The organism is uncultured Capnocytophaga sp., from assembly GCF_937936315.1.
In the GTDB taxonomy this organism is placed as follows: Bacteria; Bacteroidota; Bacteroidia; order Flavobacteriales; family Flavobacteriaceae; genus Capnocytophaga.
Genome location: NZ_CALGWU010000059.1, coordinates 1 through 15,862 on the forward strand (window position 1 = coordinate 1; position 15,862 = coordinate 15,862).

The 15,862-nt window shown below is 42.0% G+C and carries 24 protein-coding genes; 12 read left to right on the forward strand and 12 right to left on the reverse strand.

Going from position 1 to position 15,862, the window contains the following annotated elements; translation table 11 throughout:
• Positions 1-560 precede the first annotated feature (560 nt).
• From Q0162_RS11800 to Q0162_RS11855, 12 genes are all read left to right on the forward strand, one after another.
• Positions 561-896 carry a hypothetical protein gene (locus Q0162_RS11800; RefSeq protein WP_016421157.1) on the forward strand — a complete coding sequence of 112 codons (336 nt, stop codon included), beginning with the start codon at positions 561-563 and terminating at the stop codon, positions 894-896.
• Positions 897-921: 25 nt separating this feature from the next.
• Positions 922-1,356: a single-stranded DNA-binding protein gene (locus Q0162_RS11805; RefSeq protein ID WP_009413225.1), complete on the forward strand. Its 435-nt coding sequence runs from the start codon at positions 922-924 to the stop codon at positions 1,354-1,356.
• Between the two features lie 29 nt (positions 1,357-1,385).
• On the forward strand, positions 1,386-1,832 hold the full coding sequence (locus tag Q0162_RS11810) for a hypothetical protein (protein WP_297892024.1): 447 nt from the start codon (positions 1,386-1,388) through the stop codon (positions 1,830-1,832).
• Complete coding sequence (locus Q0162_RS11815; protein WP_016421160.1) at positions 1,829-2,035, forward strand: hypothetical protein; 207 nt, start codon at positions 1,829-1,831, stop codon at positions 2,033-2,035. Before Q0162_RS11810 ends, Q0162_RS11815 begins: the two co-directional genes overlap by 4 nt.
• A gap of 6 nt (positions 2,036-2,041) precedes the next feature.
• On the forward strand, positions 2,042-2,275 hold the full coding sequence (locus tag Q0162_RS11820) for a hypothetical protein (protein ID WP_009389118.1): 234 nt from the start codon (positions 2,042-2,044) through the stop codon (positions 2,273-2,275).
• A 19-nt stretch (positions 2,276-2,294) separates the two neighbouring features.
• Positions 2,295-2,510, forward strand: coding sequence for a hypothetical protein (locus Q0162_RS11825; protein ID WP_016421162.1), 216 nt, complete (start codon positions 2,295-2,297; stop codon positions 2,508-2,510).
• A gap of 49 nt (positions 2,511-2,559) precedes the next feature.
• Complete coding sequence (locus tag Q0162_RS11830; protein WP_297892032.1) at positions 2,560-3,057, forward strand: PRTRC system protein E; 498 nt, start codon at positions 2,560-2,562, stop codon at positions 3,055-3,057.
• 27 nt (positions 3,058-3,084) lie between these two features.
• Positions 3,085-3,303 carry a PRTRC system protein C gene (locus Q0162_RS11835; protein WP_297892035.1) on the forward strand — a complete coding sequence of 73 codons (219 nt, stop codon included), beginning with the start codon at positions 3,085-3,087 and terminating at the stop codon, positions 3,301-3,303.
• 103 nt (positions 3,304-3,406) lie between these two features.
• Positions 3,407-3,580, forward strand: coding sequence for a hypothetical protein (locus tag Q0162_RS11840; RefSeq protein WP_297892038.1), 174 nt, complete (start codon positions 3,407-3,409; stop codon positions 3,578-3,580).
• A gap of 20 nt (positions 3,581-3,600) precedes the next feature.
• Positions 3,601-4,566, forward strand: a complete 966-nt coding sequence (locus tag Q0162_RS11845) for a hypothetical protein (protein WP_297892041.1) — start codon at positions 3,601-3,603, stop codon at positions 4,564-4,566.
• A gap of 1 nt (position 4,567) precedes the next feature.
• Positions 4,568-5,290 (forward strand): PRTRC system protein B, encoded by a 723-nt coding sequence (locus Q0162_RS11850; RefSeq protein WP_297892045.1) that lies wholly within the window; start codon positions 4,568-4,570, stop codon positions 5,288-5,290.
• Between the two features lie 2 nt (positions 5,291-5,292).
• A complete protein-coding gene (locus Q0162_RS11855; protein ID WP_297892048.1) occupies positions 5,293-6,147 on the forward strand; it encodes a PRTRC system ThiF family protein in 855 nt (284 codons plus the stop codon).
• A gap of 205 nt (positions 6,148-6,352) precedes the next feature.
• On the opposite strand, the gene Q0162_RS11860 is transcribed toward Q0162_RS11855, so the two are convergent.
• The 12 genes from Q0162_RS11860 to Q0162_RS11915 all read right to left on the reverse strand — a co-directional run bounded on the left by Q0162_RS11860 (position 6,353) and on the right by Q0162_RS11915 (position 15,858).
• Positions 6,353-6,634 carry a helix-turn-helix domain-containing protein gene (locus Q0162_RS11860; RefSeq protein ID WP_009750747.1) on the reverse strand — a complete coding sequence of 94 codons (282 nt, stop codon included), beginning with the start codon at positions 6,632-6,634 and terminating at the stop codon, positions 6,353-6,355.
• Positions 6,631-6,915, reverse strand: coding sequence for a helix-turn-helix domain-containing protein (locus tag Q0162_RS11865; protein WP_174688419.1), 285 nt, complete (start codon positions 6,913-6,915; stop codon positions 6,631-6,633). Before Q0162_RS11865 ends, Q0162_RS11860 begins: the two co-directional genes overlap by 4 nt.
• Positions 6,916-7,008: 93 nt before the next feature.
• The gene (locus Q0162_RS11870) at positions 7,009-7,440 is read right to left on the reverse strand and encodes a TraQ conjugal transfer family protein (RefSeq protein WP_106098028.1); all 432 of its coding nucleotides are present in this window, start codon (positions 7,438-7,440) and stop codon (positions 7,009-7,011) included.
• A 19-nt stretch (positions 7,441-7,459) separates the two neighbouring features.
• The gene (locus tag Q0162_RS11875; protein ID WP_254424822.1) at positions 7,460-8,029 is read right to left on the reverse strand and encodes a conjugal transfer protein TraO; all 570 of its coding nucleotides are present in this window, start codon (positions 8,027-8,029) and stop codon (positions 7,460-7,462) included.
• A 5-nt stretch (positions 8,030-8,034) separates the two neighbouring features.
• The gene (gene traN, locus Q0162_RS11880) at positions 8,035-8,946 is read right to left on the reverse strand and encodes a conjugative transposon protein TraN (protein WP_106098030.1); all 912 of its coding nucleotides are present in this window, start codon (positions 8,944-8,946) and stop codon (positions 8,035-8,037) included.
• Positions 8,947-9,040: 94 nt separating this feature from the next.
• Positions 9,041-10,444: a conjugative transposon protein TraM gene (traM, locus tag Q0162_RS11885; protein ID WP_106098031.1), complete on the reverse strand. Its 1,404-nt coding sequence runs from the start codon at positions 10,442-10,444 to the stop codon at positions 9,041-9,043.
• Positions 10,407-10,712 carry a TraL conjugative transposon family protein gene (locus Q0162_RS11890; RefSeq protein WP_095900548.1) on the reverse strand — a complete coding sequence of 102 codons (306 nt, stop codon included), beginning with the start codon at positions 10,710-10,712 and terminating at the stop codon, positions 10,407-10,409. The genes traM and Q0162_RS11890 overlap by 38 nt, the downstream gene beginning before the upstream one ends.
• Positions 10,709-11,332: a conjugative transposon protein TraK gene (gene traK, locus Q0162_RS11895; protein ID WP_009389087.1), complete on the reverse strand. Its 624-nt coding sequence runs from the start codon at positions 11,330-11,332 to the stop codon at positions 10,709-10,711. Before traK ends, Q0162_RS11890 begins: the two co-directional genes overlap by 4 nt.
• Positions 11,333-11,360: 28 nt before the next feature.
• Entirely contained in the window at positions 11,361-12,347 is a 987-nt protein-coding gene (gene traJ, locus Q0162_RS11900; protein WP_009389084.1) for a conjugative transposon protein TraJ, read from the reverse strand.
• 11 nt (positions 12,348-12,358) lie between these two features.
• The gene (locus Q0162_RS11905) at positions 12,359-12,988 is read right to left on the reverse strand and encodes a DUF4141 domain-containing protein (RefSeq protein ID WP_289013677.1); all 630 of its coding nucleotides are present in this window, start codon (positions 12,986-12,988) and stop codon (positions 12,359-12,361) included.
• Positions 12,989-13,028: 40 nt separating this feature from the next.
• Entirely contained in the window at positions 13,029-15,518 is a 2,490-nt protein-coding gene (locus Q0162_RS11910; RefSeq protein ID WP_106098032.1) for a TraG family conjugative transposon ATPase, read from the reverse strand.
• The gene (locus tag Q0162_RS11915) at positions 15,508-15,858 is read right to left on the reverse strand and encodes a DUF4133 domain-containing protein (RefSeq protein ID WP_106098033.1); all 351 of its coding nucleotides are present in this window, start codon (positions 15,856-15,858) and stop codon (positions 15,508-15,510) included. Before Q0162_RS11915 ends, Q0162_RS11910 begins: the two co-directional genes overlap by 11 nt.
• Positions 15,859-15,862: the final 4 nt, after the last annotated feature.

The window sequence follows — 15,862 nt, forward strand, 5'->3', positions numbered from 1 at the left end:
TTTAAAGATAGGATAGCTTCTCAGTGTCTTTTAAAAATTAGAAATCCATTGATAATATTTCAAAAAGAGATGTGTCAATGGATTTTTTTGTTGCCTTACAAAAAGCTATCTCACAAAGATAAGAGTGTTATTAAGACTTACCTATTTTCCCTGTTTTAAACACTTAAGGCACGTAATGGCGGTTCGTTGTTCGAGTGCAAAGGTATTTCTGTGTTCTTAACGCTTCTTGCAAGGTCAAGCCCGATGGGTTTTCAAAAAAATCTCCAGCCCTTGTCCGTTGTCCTGCGGGTAGTATTTTTTTGAAAAACCTTGCAGAAGCTAAACACAGACCTTTTATGGCACTCGAAACGAAACCAGCTCATTCCGACCTTTAAGCGAATAAAAAAAATGTCAAATATGAGAAAAATGCCGCTTCTTACAGATTGTTTTTTGAAACGAATACCGCTTTTCCTCCCATTGTCGAATAAAAAATTTCAAAAAGACAACCTAAAAGCCGAAAATCGTGCGTATCGTGTCCAAACAAGCCGTAAAGCCGTATAAAACTCCTAAAATGCAACAAGATGAAAAAAGAACCCTGTATCGCAACCAAATTCGTGTCTCACGAAATAAGTCCCTTAGAGCATCTGAAAGACTGCCAAGTCTATCAGCTCCGTGTAAAGCTCAATAGCGGTGAGAAACTCACTCGAACAGAGAAAAATTGGATTACCCAAGCGGTCAATAGTAACTGCTTTTTCAGAAATGCTATCCCCTTATTGGGCTACCGATTTGACTTTTCCGATGTACTGAGAAAGTTCATTGTAAAGCAGTATAATACTTGGTATGAATACTATGCTATCGACCGCACCAGCCTCCGTGCCTATCTTTATGGGCGCATAGACCAAATAGTAGAAATTTAGTAACCTAATAACAAATAGAACGCTTATGAATATCGTAGGAAGACTTACCGAAAATGCACAAGTGCAAACCCTATCAAATGGCAAACAAGTCGTTAATTTCTCTGTAGCAGTAAACGACAACTACCGAAACAAAGCAGGTGAAAACGTACAGCAAACCTCCTTTTTTGACTGTGCTTATTGGCTCAGTACGGGGGTTGCTCCGTACCTTACCAAAGGCACATTGGTTGAATTGGAAGGACGAGTATCGGCACGAGCGTGGCTCAATCGTGAGGGAGAACCTCAAGCAGGCTTGAACTTTCACACCTCCAAAATCAAATTCCACTTTAGCAAGAAAGCAGAAGTAACACCTAATACCTCTGCAAGTGAGACAAATAACGCAAATGCCATAACACCTTTGCCAAAGCCCCAAGTCACAGCAGGGCAAGTCGCAGAAGAAGACGAGGACGATTTGCCTTTCTAAATGTATAACCCTTTAAAATTGAACAGAAAATGAATATCAGCAAAACACCTACAACACACCTATTGGTGCGTGCCTATACCAATAGCGAATGGGATAGTTGCGACTTTGCCCTTATCACCCTTACCGAGCAATGGCTTGAGAAAGTGAAAAAAGTAGCCCAACAAGTGGCTACCCTAAAGAGCGACCCCGATTTTGTAAACCTTAGTTTCTATGAGGCAAAAACCGACTTTTATACCCTCAGCGATGAGGAACAGCCCGATTTATCCTTTTTAGAAGAACGTACTTGGGCTTTTGTGGAACTCACTGAGGAGGAATTAGCCTCTTTCAATACGCCTGAAAGCCGTTTGGATATTTACCGAAGCGTGTTTACTCGATACGATGATTTCTATATAAAAGCCTATGGAAAATACTCCTCCGATGAGTATTGGACGGACGACATCCGTTTTGATGAACTTTTTAAAACCTTTGAAAAATGATAATAACAGACCTCAATGGTGCACCTATAGAGGTAACCGACCTTGATAAAGCCTTAGCGCAAGCCGATAGCTTTAGAGGCTATAAGCATACTGACAACACTCACAAGGCGTTAGATAAGAGGCTAAAAGCCTATTGGCAGGACTTATATATTAAACTAAAGCAACTCAAAGAAGCCCAAAACTCAACCCTTAATAAAACCTAACAGCCTATGGAAAGCGTTTACTTAGTCTATAAAACCGATAGCTGGCACTATATGAGTAGCCGTGTCCTTATGCAAGTATGCACAAGCAAGTACAAAGCAATCGAAGTGATAAAAGCCTATTGCAAGCGGTACAAGCTACCCTTTACCCAAGACGACCTAACCAACTTGCAATGGTACGACCAAACCCAATGTAGCAAAAGAAGCATTGAGTTTGAGATAGAACCCCAAGAAGTAGTTTAACCTAAAAAAGTGTATCTCAATGAAACCACTCAAACAACCCTTAGCAACCGACACCCAAGCCCTATCCTATATAGGGATAATCATCCGAACTTTTGAGCCACTGCACTTTATGAACCTTAGCGACCAAGACCGAGAGGCAACCCTTAAAGCCCGACAAGCCTTAGAAGCTATCGTAAAGGCAAACGGCTACATAGTGAGTTATCGTACTGAAAACACTATTAAAAAAGCCCCTTAAAAGATAAGGATATAAAAACAGAAGTATCAATTTAAAAACGAAGTATCCAATGGAAACCCATTTTTTCAATCAAATTGCTCAGTTAGCCATACAAGGCAAACTGCACTTAGTTGTAACCCAAGAAGCAAATAGCCAGCTTGTTGTATCGGTATTGCTTGAGAATGAACAATGTTCAGACCCTGCCAAGCACCTTTTGCCTCCCTTAGTACTTAGAGGCACAGCCGAAGAATTAGATGCAGGCTTTTTTCAAAGCATCACCCAACCCTTAGAAGAAACCTCGTCTCTGTTTGTGAATATGGAGCAGTACATCGAGGCGCAAAAGCAAGCCCAAAGGCAATCAGCTATGGAGAAAGAAAAAGCTGAGAAACAACAAAAGAAATACGATGAGGCTATGAAAAAAGTAGCTGATTTAGAAGCGCAGGGCAAGTACCGAGAAGCGTGGTCAAAACTACCTCCTCCCGATGAGTTCCCTAACTATGCCGATAAAATCCGCAAAAAAAGGTCAGAACTATCCACACACTTTGCCCCTACCTTGTTTGAAGAATAAGTATTAACCTCTAAAAAAAGTATTGTTATGCTCATAGCTACCCAACTGAAAAGAATGTTTGTCTTTGAAGAAAACCGACAAACTATTCACCTTGCCGACCCTAATCCATCGTGGTCAGTAGAGCAAGTCAAGAATTTTTACAGCACCCATTACCCCCTGCTCACCAATGCCAAAGCAGGCACACTTTACGTAGAGGGAGACAGCGTTGTCTATCCCCTACAAATCACAATGGGTACAAAAGGCTAAATCTCTATAATTCTAAAGCTATGAGCCTTGTAAAACAGCTTAAAACAAGGCTTGTAGCTAAAATTAAAAACGTTATCAAAAACTAAAAACAAACTAAAAATGTATGCAACAGCAATCTCAACAAAACCTCGCACCCATACAAAGCGAAGCACAGAGAGAACTCTACCGCAGGTTAAGAGAGTTTTCCAAAGCAGTCCAACGCCCCAAAGACCGCTCACAGATACGTCAAGAACAGCAACAAGTAGCCCCAAAAACTCTTTTGCCAATGGTTTTCTAAAGACGACCTTCCCTCCTAAAGTGTATCATTCAAGCAAGCACATCATTTTTAGTGGAGAGGAGCAAGCACAGCTAAAAACCACTCTCAAGTGTTCCCTTGCTCAAATGGCAGAGCATTACGGCTTTACTCCCTTTCCCATAGAGCAGTACGACCTTTCTTGTGGGATTGCCTTAGCCCTTTCTTACAGCCAAGAGCAAATCAAAAAGAGAGATACCAAAGGTACTTTCTGTGAACTAAAAGTATTGAAAGCCCCCAATGGCGATGCTTTTTTCTCTTGCGAAGAACGTTTTTATTTGCCCAACGAAGTGTTTTTTGTTCCTCTGCAACCGCTTTATAAACTTCTGAAAGTACATAAAAACAAACCACTTTATGAACTGTTTTTATCGGTATATGCCTACCTAAACCAACGTGCTTTTATAGCAAACTATGTACAAGAAGATTGTTTTGTGGCTTATGCCTATGAAATGTTGCAGGATTGTATTAGCCAAGACTATGAAGAAATAGCGGAAAGAGACCACCTCCTGCACCTTTTAAAGCAGGCACAACAAATAGGTACTATTCTTTCCAAAAAGATACGCAACCCTTGCCATTTAGACTTTTTTCAAAGACGTATAAACCGCTTTATTCCTAAGAATGATTTAGAAACCGAATGCCTTACCCTCTCACAAGCCTTTTATACCTTGTGGCAGGATTTTCCTAACCACTCTATCTATACCCATTTGCACAGAGCAGAGTGCTATGAGCAAGGTGAAGAGGAACTTTTTGAGGTAGAGAAATACCTATCTTTTGTCTATGAAGACCAAAGCGACCTATTCCATACCTATCTTTTAGATTGGCTCAATGGAGAATACTCCCAATGCAGTGAGATAGAACTCCCTACCATTTACAAACATTTCAACAGCACAACACCCCTTGCTAACTTTGATTTTGAACAGTGTTTCTTTCCTCTCTTAACCGAACTTATAACCCTTTTAAACCGCATTTAAAATGAAATACACAGACCTCACCCCAGAAGTAGGGGAAGTATATCGCCCTACATCGGCACTTGTTTTTTACGAAGACAGTAACCGCTACAACCCACAGAGTTATGTAGAGTACTTACACCTTGATAGCAATGGTAATCCTACAAGCGCACAACCGCTTACCCTCGACCAAGCGCAAGCACTTGCCAAAACGCTCACCTGCCAAAAAGAGCAAGCACAAGCCTTTTTAGTCCCCAAAGGTATTATTCCTCGCAGGGTACTCCATCTATCCCATAAAGGTGAGGGGCAGGCTGTTTGGTACTCTAAAGCACAAAAAAAGCAGTTATTTTTTGCCTCCTCCCTCGCTATAGAAAGCAAAGAAGTAAGTATACCTCCTCTGTTGTGGAAAGCTACACCAAAGAGCCTTTGGATATATGCCTTAGCCAAAAACCAAAAGCCACACCTTAATACACCTCTGTGCTATGCGCCTTTTTTCAACGTCTATGAAAATGGCAATGTGTGTATGGGGTCAGTACAGGTAAATGAGCGTAAAGCCTCTTGCTTAGAAGACTTTATCACCCAATGGGAAGATTATTTTTTCAATAGCTATTTTTCTCATCAATTAGGCTCATACCCTATAACCAAAATACCCTTAATAAGCCTTTGGCAGGAACTCACTCAGAGTAATAAGTCTTTTCCTTGCGAACTTCTCAATCCCAATCATCTCACCTTACAACAAATCCTATAACAATGAAACAGACCCTAAACACCTCAAACACCCTCAACCCTTTCAATACCTCTGTCCAAACACACAAAGAGCGGGTACATTTTACTGATACAGCTTTGCTCAACGCTACCAATCCTATTAAAGTACATCTGATAGGAGCAGGAGGCACAGGCTCACAAGTAGCCACTGCTTTAGCACGTATCAACCACGCTTTGGTTGCTTTAGGACACGCAGGATTATCGGTAACCCTTTGGGATAACGACCTTGTAAGCCCAGCTAATCTTGGTAGACAGCTTTTTTCGGCTTGTGAGTTAGGAATGTACAAATCCACTGCTCTAATAAGCCGTATCAATCGCTTTTTTGGTACAGATTGGAGAGCGCAAACACAGCTATTCAGCACTGAGACCTTTCCCTCTAAAGAAGAAACGATGAGAGGAAGCATTTACCTTTCGTGTGTAGATAGCGTAAAGGCACGTTTTGACATTGGGGAAGTACTCACCCATTTAGAGCGAGCCCATCACTACCACAACAACCCTAAGTATTGGTTAGATTTTGGCAACAGCACCCATTCAGGGCAAGTGATTTTAGGTACTTTACAAGCCATTGAGCAACCTTATAGCGATACTTTTACTCCCATAGACACCCTGCCTACTATTACCCAAGCCTTTGGAGAACTATTAACGCAAGCCGAGCAGAATGACAATACCCCAAGTTGCTCCCTTGCCGAAGCCTTAACCAAGCAAGATTTGTTCATCAACGCCACTCTCTCACAAATGGGAAGCACTCTACTTTGGAACTTGTTCAGAGAAGGACTCACTCCTTACAGAGGCTTTTTCCTCAACCTCAAAGACTTTCGCTCGCAACCCTTATTAGTTTAATCCTTAATAAAAACACCTCTTAGAGTATTTCTAAGAGGTGTTTTTTATGATTGCTTATCTGTGCTACTGACTGCCTGCTGGTGCTACCAGCCTTCTTTTCTTTGAGAAAGAAAAGAAGCAAAAGAAAGACCTTACAGATAGATTTTTTGTTAGTTTAGGATAAAGAGAAGCCTTATAAGAAAGCCATTAAAGATAAAAAAAGGAGCTATTTCTTATAGTTAGCCTCCAAAATCTTTAGAATATCACTTTGTTTAAAGAGAATTTTACCACCAATTTGGATATAAGGAAAGAGCCCATCATCACGGTATTGCTGTAGGGTTCTTTTGGTGATATGTAGCAGCTCACAGACCTCCTTTCCTGATAGAAATACCTCGCCATCAAATACAGGACGGAAGTTTTTAAGGATAAAGTCCATTTGCTGTTTAAGGTTTTCAAGCTGACTAAGGTAAGAGCTTAGTTCCTGGTGTGTTTCTGTGAGTAAGTTCATTGGGTTTGAAGGTTAGAGGTTAAAAGCTGTTCTACATCACTACGCTTAAAATAGTTCTTGCGGTGGATGCACGAGAAAGGCAAGAGTTTTTGGTCTTTATAATACTGCAAGGCACGCTTGCTAATGCCCAAAAGCAGACAAACCTCCTGAGAGTCCAACCACTTTTCTTTTTGCCAAATACCTTTGTAAGTATCCATTACCACTTGCAGAGAATTGTTGAGTTGCTGTACGTCTTTTTGTATCTGTTCAAAAACAGATTTTTCTATAACTACTACTTCCATTTGCATTATTTTGCGCAAAGGTAAAACAAAACAAGCCCACTTTTAGAAGTAGGCTTGTTTTGGAAGAGAAAGGAGGATTTTGGCTTTATATCTTTACTCTTTCTTTACATTAAACTCAAAATCAAGTTTTTGTTCATTGCCGAAGGAGTCGCTTATCCAAACGGAGAGAGACTGATTAGCTTCTGAGGCAGAAGTGTAGTAAAGCCTAAACGCTCCTTTGGAGGCAAGTGGATAAACATCATTAACAAGTAAGACTTCTCCTTGTGGAGAGGTACGCAAACTACCTTTTCCCTCATACTGAAAGTAACGAATAAAATAGCGGTTCTCATCGTACTGGTAAGGAGAGTGCAACTCACAACGTATTTCTACCGTATCGGTTTTACCTATACTTTTAGGTACAGGCAATACCTTTACCTCAAAAGGAAAGTTTTGTTGTACGTCCAACTCTTTTTTACAAGAGGTGAATAGGCTCACACATAGCATTGCAATGAGTCCTATTACAATTTTCTGATTTATTTTCTTCATCGTATTGTCTTTTTAAAGGTTAAAACATATAACGCAGTCCTACAGTAGCACAGGGACGCAGTAGCTCAAAGGAACTTCCCCACAGAGCTGCTACCTTGCCAGAGCAGAGCACTAAAAAGTGATCACTTAGGTAAGTCTCTATCTGCAAACCTACCTGTGCGCCATAGAGAAAATGGTTTTCATTCTTTAGCAAAGCCCCATCAGGAAGGAGGCTTTTGCTGTGATTGACTACCTCATAGCCCAAAAGAGCTTCTGCTCCTAAGTTCAAAGCTACCGTTTTACTGCTGTCACTGACTAAGGCAAAGCTATAGCCTCCTGCACCTATATACCTCTCAACGGGTATATTCAGACTCTTGTAAGGGTACAATCGCCTTTGATATTCAAGAGCAAAATGCTTGTAGTTACCCATTTTAGCATTGATACTATAGCCTAACTGCACCCCAAAATCATCAGAAAAAGAGGAAGTAAAAGCCTCTGCAGGTGCAACCCAAGAGAGCGAGATACCTTTTTGCTTGGGTAACAATCGCTGTGCTTGGGCAATGGAGCCTCCTAAAAAGCACAGACAAATACAAGTGATAATTCTTAGCATTGGCATTAAAATTTAAGGTTAAACTGTTCAATAGGGCGAGCGGCTATAATCTCCTCGTTGGTGATAAGGAACGATTGGTAGCGAGAGCCGTTTTTTTCAAAGATTTCTACCCGCAAAACCTTGTCATCAGAAAGGGTGAGTTGGTCTAACATATACACCGAACGGGCTTCTTTATGAGCCTTTAGTAGGGATATAGGTTGGTATACGCGCAAGGGCTCAATGGGCACTTCTTGTACAATGCTCTTTTTGGTGGTCTTCTTATCAATGATTTTAAAAGTGATAAAATCTACTTCAAAAGGCAGGTTAGAACGATTGGACAATTGCACGTCTACATAGAGTTTGCTATTGTGTACATAGATACCTTTTAGTAGCCATTGTATACCTGCATTCTCCGAACCTATATGCTTGATGTAATTCTTCTTCTGATGGTAGATAGACGACATAATAATCTGTGCTACCGCAGGTGATTCCCAGCCTGTGTCAGAAAAGAGAATATCCGATTTCACATTGTTGCCTTGGGGCATTCCTCTACCAAAATCAATGGTAAGAGGTTGTGGTGTGGTGTGATAACTCACCTCAAAGCTATAAAAGCCTCCGTCTTGAGTGATAACCGATAGGTTGGTGCTATCGGTAAAGTCTGTTTTAGCTGCCTTTACCCTTAGTACATTCTCGGCATCTTTCACCTTGTCGGCTACTAAGTTTTCGCTTCCCAAATCTACATAGCGGATAGAAGCGGGAAAGATAAGATGGGTTGTTTGGTCATAAGCCACCTGCAAAGGATAAGGCACTACCTTTCCTGATTGAGCTAAAAGTTCCTTTTTCTCAGTACTGAGGGCTGTGTTTTCCTTTGCCTCATTCTGGGCTTGCACGGTAATGGTAAGCATTGTTACCGATAATAATAAGTGTAATTTACGCATAAATAAAATGATATTAAGTGTGTTTAATAGGTTGAAAAATAAATAATTGTGTTGTTTTGTGCTTTGTTGTGTGTTTATGGGTTTGTCTGAAAGGCTATTTCTTAGAGATGAGCAGGAGCTGATAACCTGCTTTAACCCTTATGGAAGGCTGTGCGATCTTTTTAGAAAGAAAGGAGGTACCTCCTTGTACGACCCCTTTGCTCAGCTCCGAGACAATTTGGTCTTTGGCTGAAGAGCTAAAGGTAAAGCTACTTCCTGAACTTTTGCTCATTCCCGCTGCTATTTCTCTAAAGGCATTGGCATCGGAAGAAGCGGGCAGGTATAACCCTTGTTGCCCATCGATGTCGTAGGCAGCTATAGAGACAGGAATCACTTTGCCCTTGTATTCTAAGGATTTTACAGTGAGTAACAATCTATCACCACTCACTTTAGCAGAGGCTGTAAGCAGTTCTCCTTTAGGAATGAGTATGCCTGCTACTCGTATAGGCTCTAAAAGTCTTAGCTGCACCCTCGAGTTTTCTCCTAATAGCTGTTCGATATGTGTACAAGCGCGAATGCTATTCTTTAGGATACTACCTTGTGGCTTAAAGCTCTCGCCATTGAAAAAAGAGGTCTGTTGCTCCTTTACCCATTCTTGCAGAGCCTCCTTCTCGGACTGCTTGCGGGGCAAACGACTGACTACCTTTTCCTCTGGGGTATAGACAGGAGCGATGTTTTTACTCTGTTCTACATTGTCAGCTTCGCTACTATTGTTTCCCTCGCCCTCTTGCGAGCCTGCCCCCCCCATCATTGAAGGGTTTTGTTGTCCTTTAGGCAAATATCTTGAAGCCATTTCATAAGACTTTTCCATCAATGCCATTTGGGCATCTACAGAGGTAGGATCTTGCTTGTTGGAGAGTTGAGACTTGAGTGAGGCTATCTCTTCTTTGAGTTTTTGTTGCTCCTCGTAAGCACTATTGTCTTGGTAGAAACTGCCTAAAGTCTGGTGAATATCGCGATAAGACTGAGCAGAACGCTCAAAGGCATTAGGGGTAGCCTTGCGATAACGCGGAGTGGGTTCTTCTTCCTCTTCGATAGCTTCAGGATATTCCTCGCCTTCGTCTTCTTGCCAATAGTCCGACAGCGCATTGAGAGAGGCTTTTTTATCAGCTTCTTTTTCTTCTAAGAGGGCTTCTTCGTAAGCTTTTTCCTTATCAGAAGGCAAGAGTGTCTCGGTAGCTTGTGGTATTGCCTCATTGATACCTACTTGTGTTTGCTCTTGCTCACTTCCGCCACCAAAAAGCAGATACATACAAGCGAGGAAGATTATCCCCATTAGGGCATAAATGACAATTTTCTTGAGTTGTTGTTTTTTAGCAAGGGCTTTTTCCTCATTGCGCTCTTGGAGGGCTTTTTCCTCTTCTTCACTGACCAAGAAACTCGGTGTAGAAGAAGCGTTAGCCTTATCAGAGGCAGGGGTATTACCGTTTTGCTCTGGAAGGGGTGTGTTCTTTTCCATTATTAAGTTGTTTAAAAATTAACGAATCCTTTTTTGGGGTATTCCCCTCTGTAGGTACAATAGCCTTGTTGTCAATATGCTGTATGGCAGGGGCTTCGCCTTGGTGGTACTCTTGGTAAGCGTGCCATAGTATAAAAAGAGTAAGTAGCGAGTAGACTGCAAAAGCTAAGAGTACCAAGCGTTTTCTTTGTGAGGGTGAAAGTCCCTGACAATAGCTTCGGGTTTGCTTTTTTAGAGAATGTATCTCTCTTTGAATTTTGGCTATCATCTCTCTACGGTTCTAAGGTCTTTGTTTTCTATTACATTGAACTGTTCGATGATAAATCCTTGAGGGTTGTTATCAGAACGCACGGAGTTAATCAACCTGCAGGAGGTAATAAGACTCCTTTCGGTGATGTTGCTGGCACGAGTGATGAACTGCTTGGCAAAGGTTTCCACCTGATAAGGATAGCTATTAAAGTTACAGCGCACGCTATCGATGACTACCCGTTGGAGGATATTACCAGAGATGATGCGGTTGTAATAGCCTTTTTCAGCCAAATCTTTATAGTAGTTAAAGGCAGATTTATCAGCCATAAAGAAGGCACGTTTGGTATTGTCTTCAATTGCTTTCTTATCGGGGGCTAAGTTGAAGAAGAGTTCGTGAAACCTGCGCACGTGTTCTTTAGCTTCGACAGGGCGATTGATTTTCTCATCTTGAGAGAGTGCCAACATTAGTGATTTACCATTGTCTAACACATAGATTTTCTCGCGCTGTTTCTCGGCAAAGTAATAGGCATAGCCTACAGCGAAGATACTCACACCTGAGCAGAGCACAGCAAAGGCTATGGCATACATACGGATTTGCTTGAATCCGTTTTCGATGTTTCTAAAGATTTTAAATTCCATTAATTTTAGTATTCAATTAGACTTGTTTTTACTTCATTAACCTACCTGTAATATTACCTGAAAGAGAGCCAGCTCCTGCACCTGCTATATTACCTGCATTGGAGGTAGCTTGGTTTACATTTCTACCATAATTACCCATACCTCCTGCTTGTATGATCCAACCTGCTACGGTGGGAATGGTAAAATAGCCTATGATACCAATGACCATAAAGATAATGTAGGCTGTGTTGGTAGTATCAGGAATAAAACTTGGGTCAGAGAGTTGCTCGATGTCTCGTTGTAAGATAAGGGATTGGATACGTGCTAAAATAGCACTGAACAAATCGGATACAGGAAGCCATAGATAGACACTTACATAGCGGGTAACCCATTGTAGTAAGGTAGATTGAAATCCATCCCATACCGAAATGGCAAAGGCTATAGGTCCTAAGATAGACATCACCACAAGAAAGAAAGTGCGTATGGTGTCAATCACTAAAGCAGCTGCTTGAAAGAGCATTTCGAGTAGTTCACGAAACCACGATCGGATGCTTTGCTTGAGGTCATACATCCCTCTTTCGATGTACATTCCTGCCATTACAGCCATATCTTCGGGCATCCAACCTAATTCATCAATCTTTTTGTCAAACTCTTCATCCGAGACGAGATAGGCAGTTTCGGGGTTGCGCAATTGTGCTTCTCGCTCTAATCGGTCTTTTTGCTCTTGTAGTTTATGCAAATCGAGCGTTTGTCCTTCTAAGATACTGTGGGTACCTGTTACCACAGGGCTTAACACTGTATTCATTGTTCCTAACACCAGAGTAGGGAAAAATATCACACACAGCCCTATGGCAAAGGGACGGAGCAAGGGATACACATCCACAGGTTCGGCACGGGCTAAGGCTTGCCATATACGCATTGCCACATAGAACAGTGCCCCTAAGCCTGCCAAGCCTTTGGCTATGGCAGACATCTGAGCTGTTAGGGGCATCATCTCATCGTATAAAGTACGAAGTATTTGGTGTAGATTTTCCATTTATCAGTCTTTTACCAGTATTTGAGTTCTGTTCCATAGAGTGAGAGTACCTTTTGCGCATCGTTTTGCTTCTTAGCACGTAGATAGCTTACCGAGATGTTTTTCTGGGTGTAGTAGCGTACTAAGTTATAGTACTCTTTCACTTCCTTGTGCACCTTGTCTATAATGTCCATACGCTCTTTGTCGTTCATAGAGAGTGAGGAACTATTGACAATTTGTCGCAGGTCTTTGAGTAGTTTAGAACTTTCACCCAAGAGCTTGGAGTAGCCATTGGCAATAGCCGACAACTCTTGAGAGGAGAAGTTAGGGTCTTGGCTCATCTTCTTGAAGTTGGTTACATACATCTTGGAGATGTCGCCTACCAGTAGCACCGTTTCCTGTACTTTGCGAGCATCTTTTACCAAGTTATTTACCTTTTTCAGAGCATCGTAATACTCCTTGCCTTGGTTGTAGAGCTTTTCCACCTCTCGGAAGTTGTTGAGCATATTCTTAGCTGTTGAGGAGGTTTGCACTATCTGCTGGGTAGTGTTGATAATGCTCTGAGCAAAATTAGTTGGGTCAGTTACTACCCATTGTGCGCTTAGTTTGGGGCTTGCCAGCATAGCTATAGCAAAAAGCCCCGTTAATAACATTTTTTTCATTGACTTTAATTATTATGATTTACGTATGATTATTAGTTTATTACAGTCCATTAGCCATTTGTACGATGGCTTTTTCTAAATTGCCGTCTAACTTCTCGGAGAGTTCCATCACTTGGTGTTTTTCGCTCTCTTCAGTGGTGTAGGCAAAGTATTCTTCTCGGCTTACCTCTGTAGCATACACCGCAGAGTGTGTACCTCCTAAGCCTATCCACACTTCTTTGTATTTGCGACGAGAGTCGTTGGAGAGATTGATAGATAGGATTTGCGACTTCTCTTTCTCGGTAAGTCCTAACATCGCTTGGATAGCATCGAACTTGTTCATATACTTGCGCTGGTCAAGCAATATCTTGCAATCGGAGTTGTTGATGATAGATTCTTTCACGATAGGTGAATGGATAATATCATCTACCTCTTGGGTTACAATCACTGCCTCACCAAAGAACTTACGCACGGTTTTGAATAGGTACTTGATGTACTCCGCCATTCCTTCTTTGGCAATCGCTTTCCACGCTTCTTCGATGAGAATCATCTTGCGGATACCCTTCAGGCGCCTCATCTTGTTGATAAACACCTCCATAATGATGATAGTAACCACAGGAAAGAGTATGGGGTGGTCTTTAATCGCATCAATTTCAAAGACAATAAAGCGTTTGGAAAGCAGGTCTAATTCCTTATCGGAATTGAGCAGATAGTCGTATTCCCCTCCTTTGTAATAAGGCTCTAACACGTTGAGGAAGTTAGCCAAGTCAAAGTCCTTTTCTCTTACCTGCTTCTCTTGTAGTATGGCTCGGTAGTCATTCTTGATATACTCATAAAAGCCATTGAAAGAGGGTGTGTGCGAGGGATTGTCTTTTACCAATTGCAGGTAAAGGTTCACTGCATTGGAAAGGGCTACCTCTTCAGCACGTGTAGGAGGCTCATTGTCTCGCTTCCAAAGGGTGAGTATCAGTGTTTTGATACTCTCTCGCTTTTCAATGTCAAACACCCCATCATCGGTGTAGAAAGGGTTAAAGGCAATGGGATTGTCTTCAGTATAGGTAAAGTAAATCCCATCCTTTCCTTTAGTCTTGTGGTGAATAAGCTCGCAGACTCCTTGATAGGAGTTCCCTGTATCTACTAAAACGATATGCGTTCCTTGTTCGTAATACTGCCTTACTAAGTGGTTCGTGAAGAAGGATTTGCCACTCCCCGAAGGTCCTAAGACGAACTTATTACGGTTGGTGATAATCCCTTTCTTCATAGGCTCATCGGAGATATCCAAATGGATAGGCTTTCCTGTGAGCCTGTCGGCCATCTTAATCCCAAAAGGACTGGAAGAACTTTGATAGTTGGTCTCCTGAGTGAAAAAGCACAGAGCAGGCTCTATAAAAGTATAGAAAGTCTCTTCACTGGGGAAGTCGGCTGCATTGCCAGCTATACCTGCCCAATAGAGAGTTGCCGTATCAATGGTGTTATGGCGAGGCTTACACTCCATTGACGCCAAAGCACTACCCACATCATTTTTAATGCTCCTAAGCTCTTGTGGGTTGTCCGACCACGCCATCACATTAAAGTGCGCTCTGATAGAGGAAAGTCCGTAAGAGTGTGCCTCATTGAGGTATTGCTCGATCCACTCTTTGTTGATTTGGTTGCTACGGCTGTATCTTGAAAGCGAGTGCATATTGCGTGCTGACTTCTCAAACTGTCTGAGATTCTCATCGGAATTGTCCAAGAATAGGTATTGGTTATAGATATGGTTACAACTCAGTAGCAAGCCCACAGGGGCTGCAAACGACAAACGGCAATCGCTCTTATCGGTAGAGAGTCGCTCGTAACGGCTATCGGCTTGTACCTTAGAAGGCAAGTCTTCTGCATCTGATAAGGTATGCACACAGAGTCTTTGGTTACCAATGCGCATTTGCTCGGCAGAGAGGCATATATCTTGCAGGCTCTCTTTCTCATTAGTGGAAAGGCTCAGATACTGCTCAAAGAGTCCCTTTTTGTGGGGAGTGCCTATATAGTCCTCTGTTTTGAGCTGACGGAGCTTTATCAGGTTAGAGTCATTTAAAATACGCTCTAACTGCGCTACCGCTTCCAAGAATTGAGTGGCGTGTTCTCGGTTAGTGAGCTCCTTAGGCAAGAAGTTCCCTTTGCAAAGGGAGGAAAAGTTGCTTTGGGCTCTCATTCGGTTTTTAGTGGTTTGGGTGATAAATAGGTAGCATCTGTGATTTAAGAACGGGCGTTCGTTAAAATGCTTTTCGTACGAATGAGAGAGAAAACTCAAATTCTCGCCTTGCAGTTCAGGTTCGTATTGTTCCTTGATAAACCAGTCCTGTTTGTGGATAACGGTATACTGTGGCAATACTTTGATAGCCTTATGCCAAAGTGAGTGGAGTATCTCATAGTCCTCACCCGAAATGGTAAAGAGCTCTGGGAGCTGCACCTCGAAGCCGACGCTGATGTCGGCTTCTTTGGTGAGCAAGCAGTCTTGTTCTATGGCAAGAATAGGGAATTTACTCTCTAAGGTGTTGATTTTAGAACTATTTCTCATTGAGGGTTGTTTTAGGTTTAGGGTAACGAATAAATTTTCGTGGTGATCTTTGGTGACGTAGGTATTTGGGGTGGCGTTTGCGAGCTGCTTGTTTCATCAGGCCGTGTTCACCGTATTTTTGGTTTAGTGAAAAAGTCTGCCAAACTACAAGGCTGACCATACTAACGCCTACCCCCAAGCATACAAAAGAATTGACCCCTACCGTGTAGAGGATCATCACCAAGATAAGCACCGAGAGCAGTCCTCCTGCAAAGATGAAGAGGTACTGCGCTTTGAGTCCTTTGAACTCTACACTTCTGCCGATGCCTTTGTTGATAGAATAGCTGTTTTTTGTCTCCATAAGT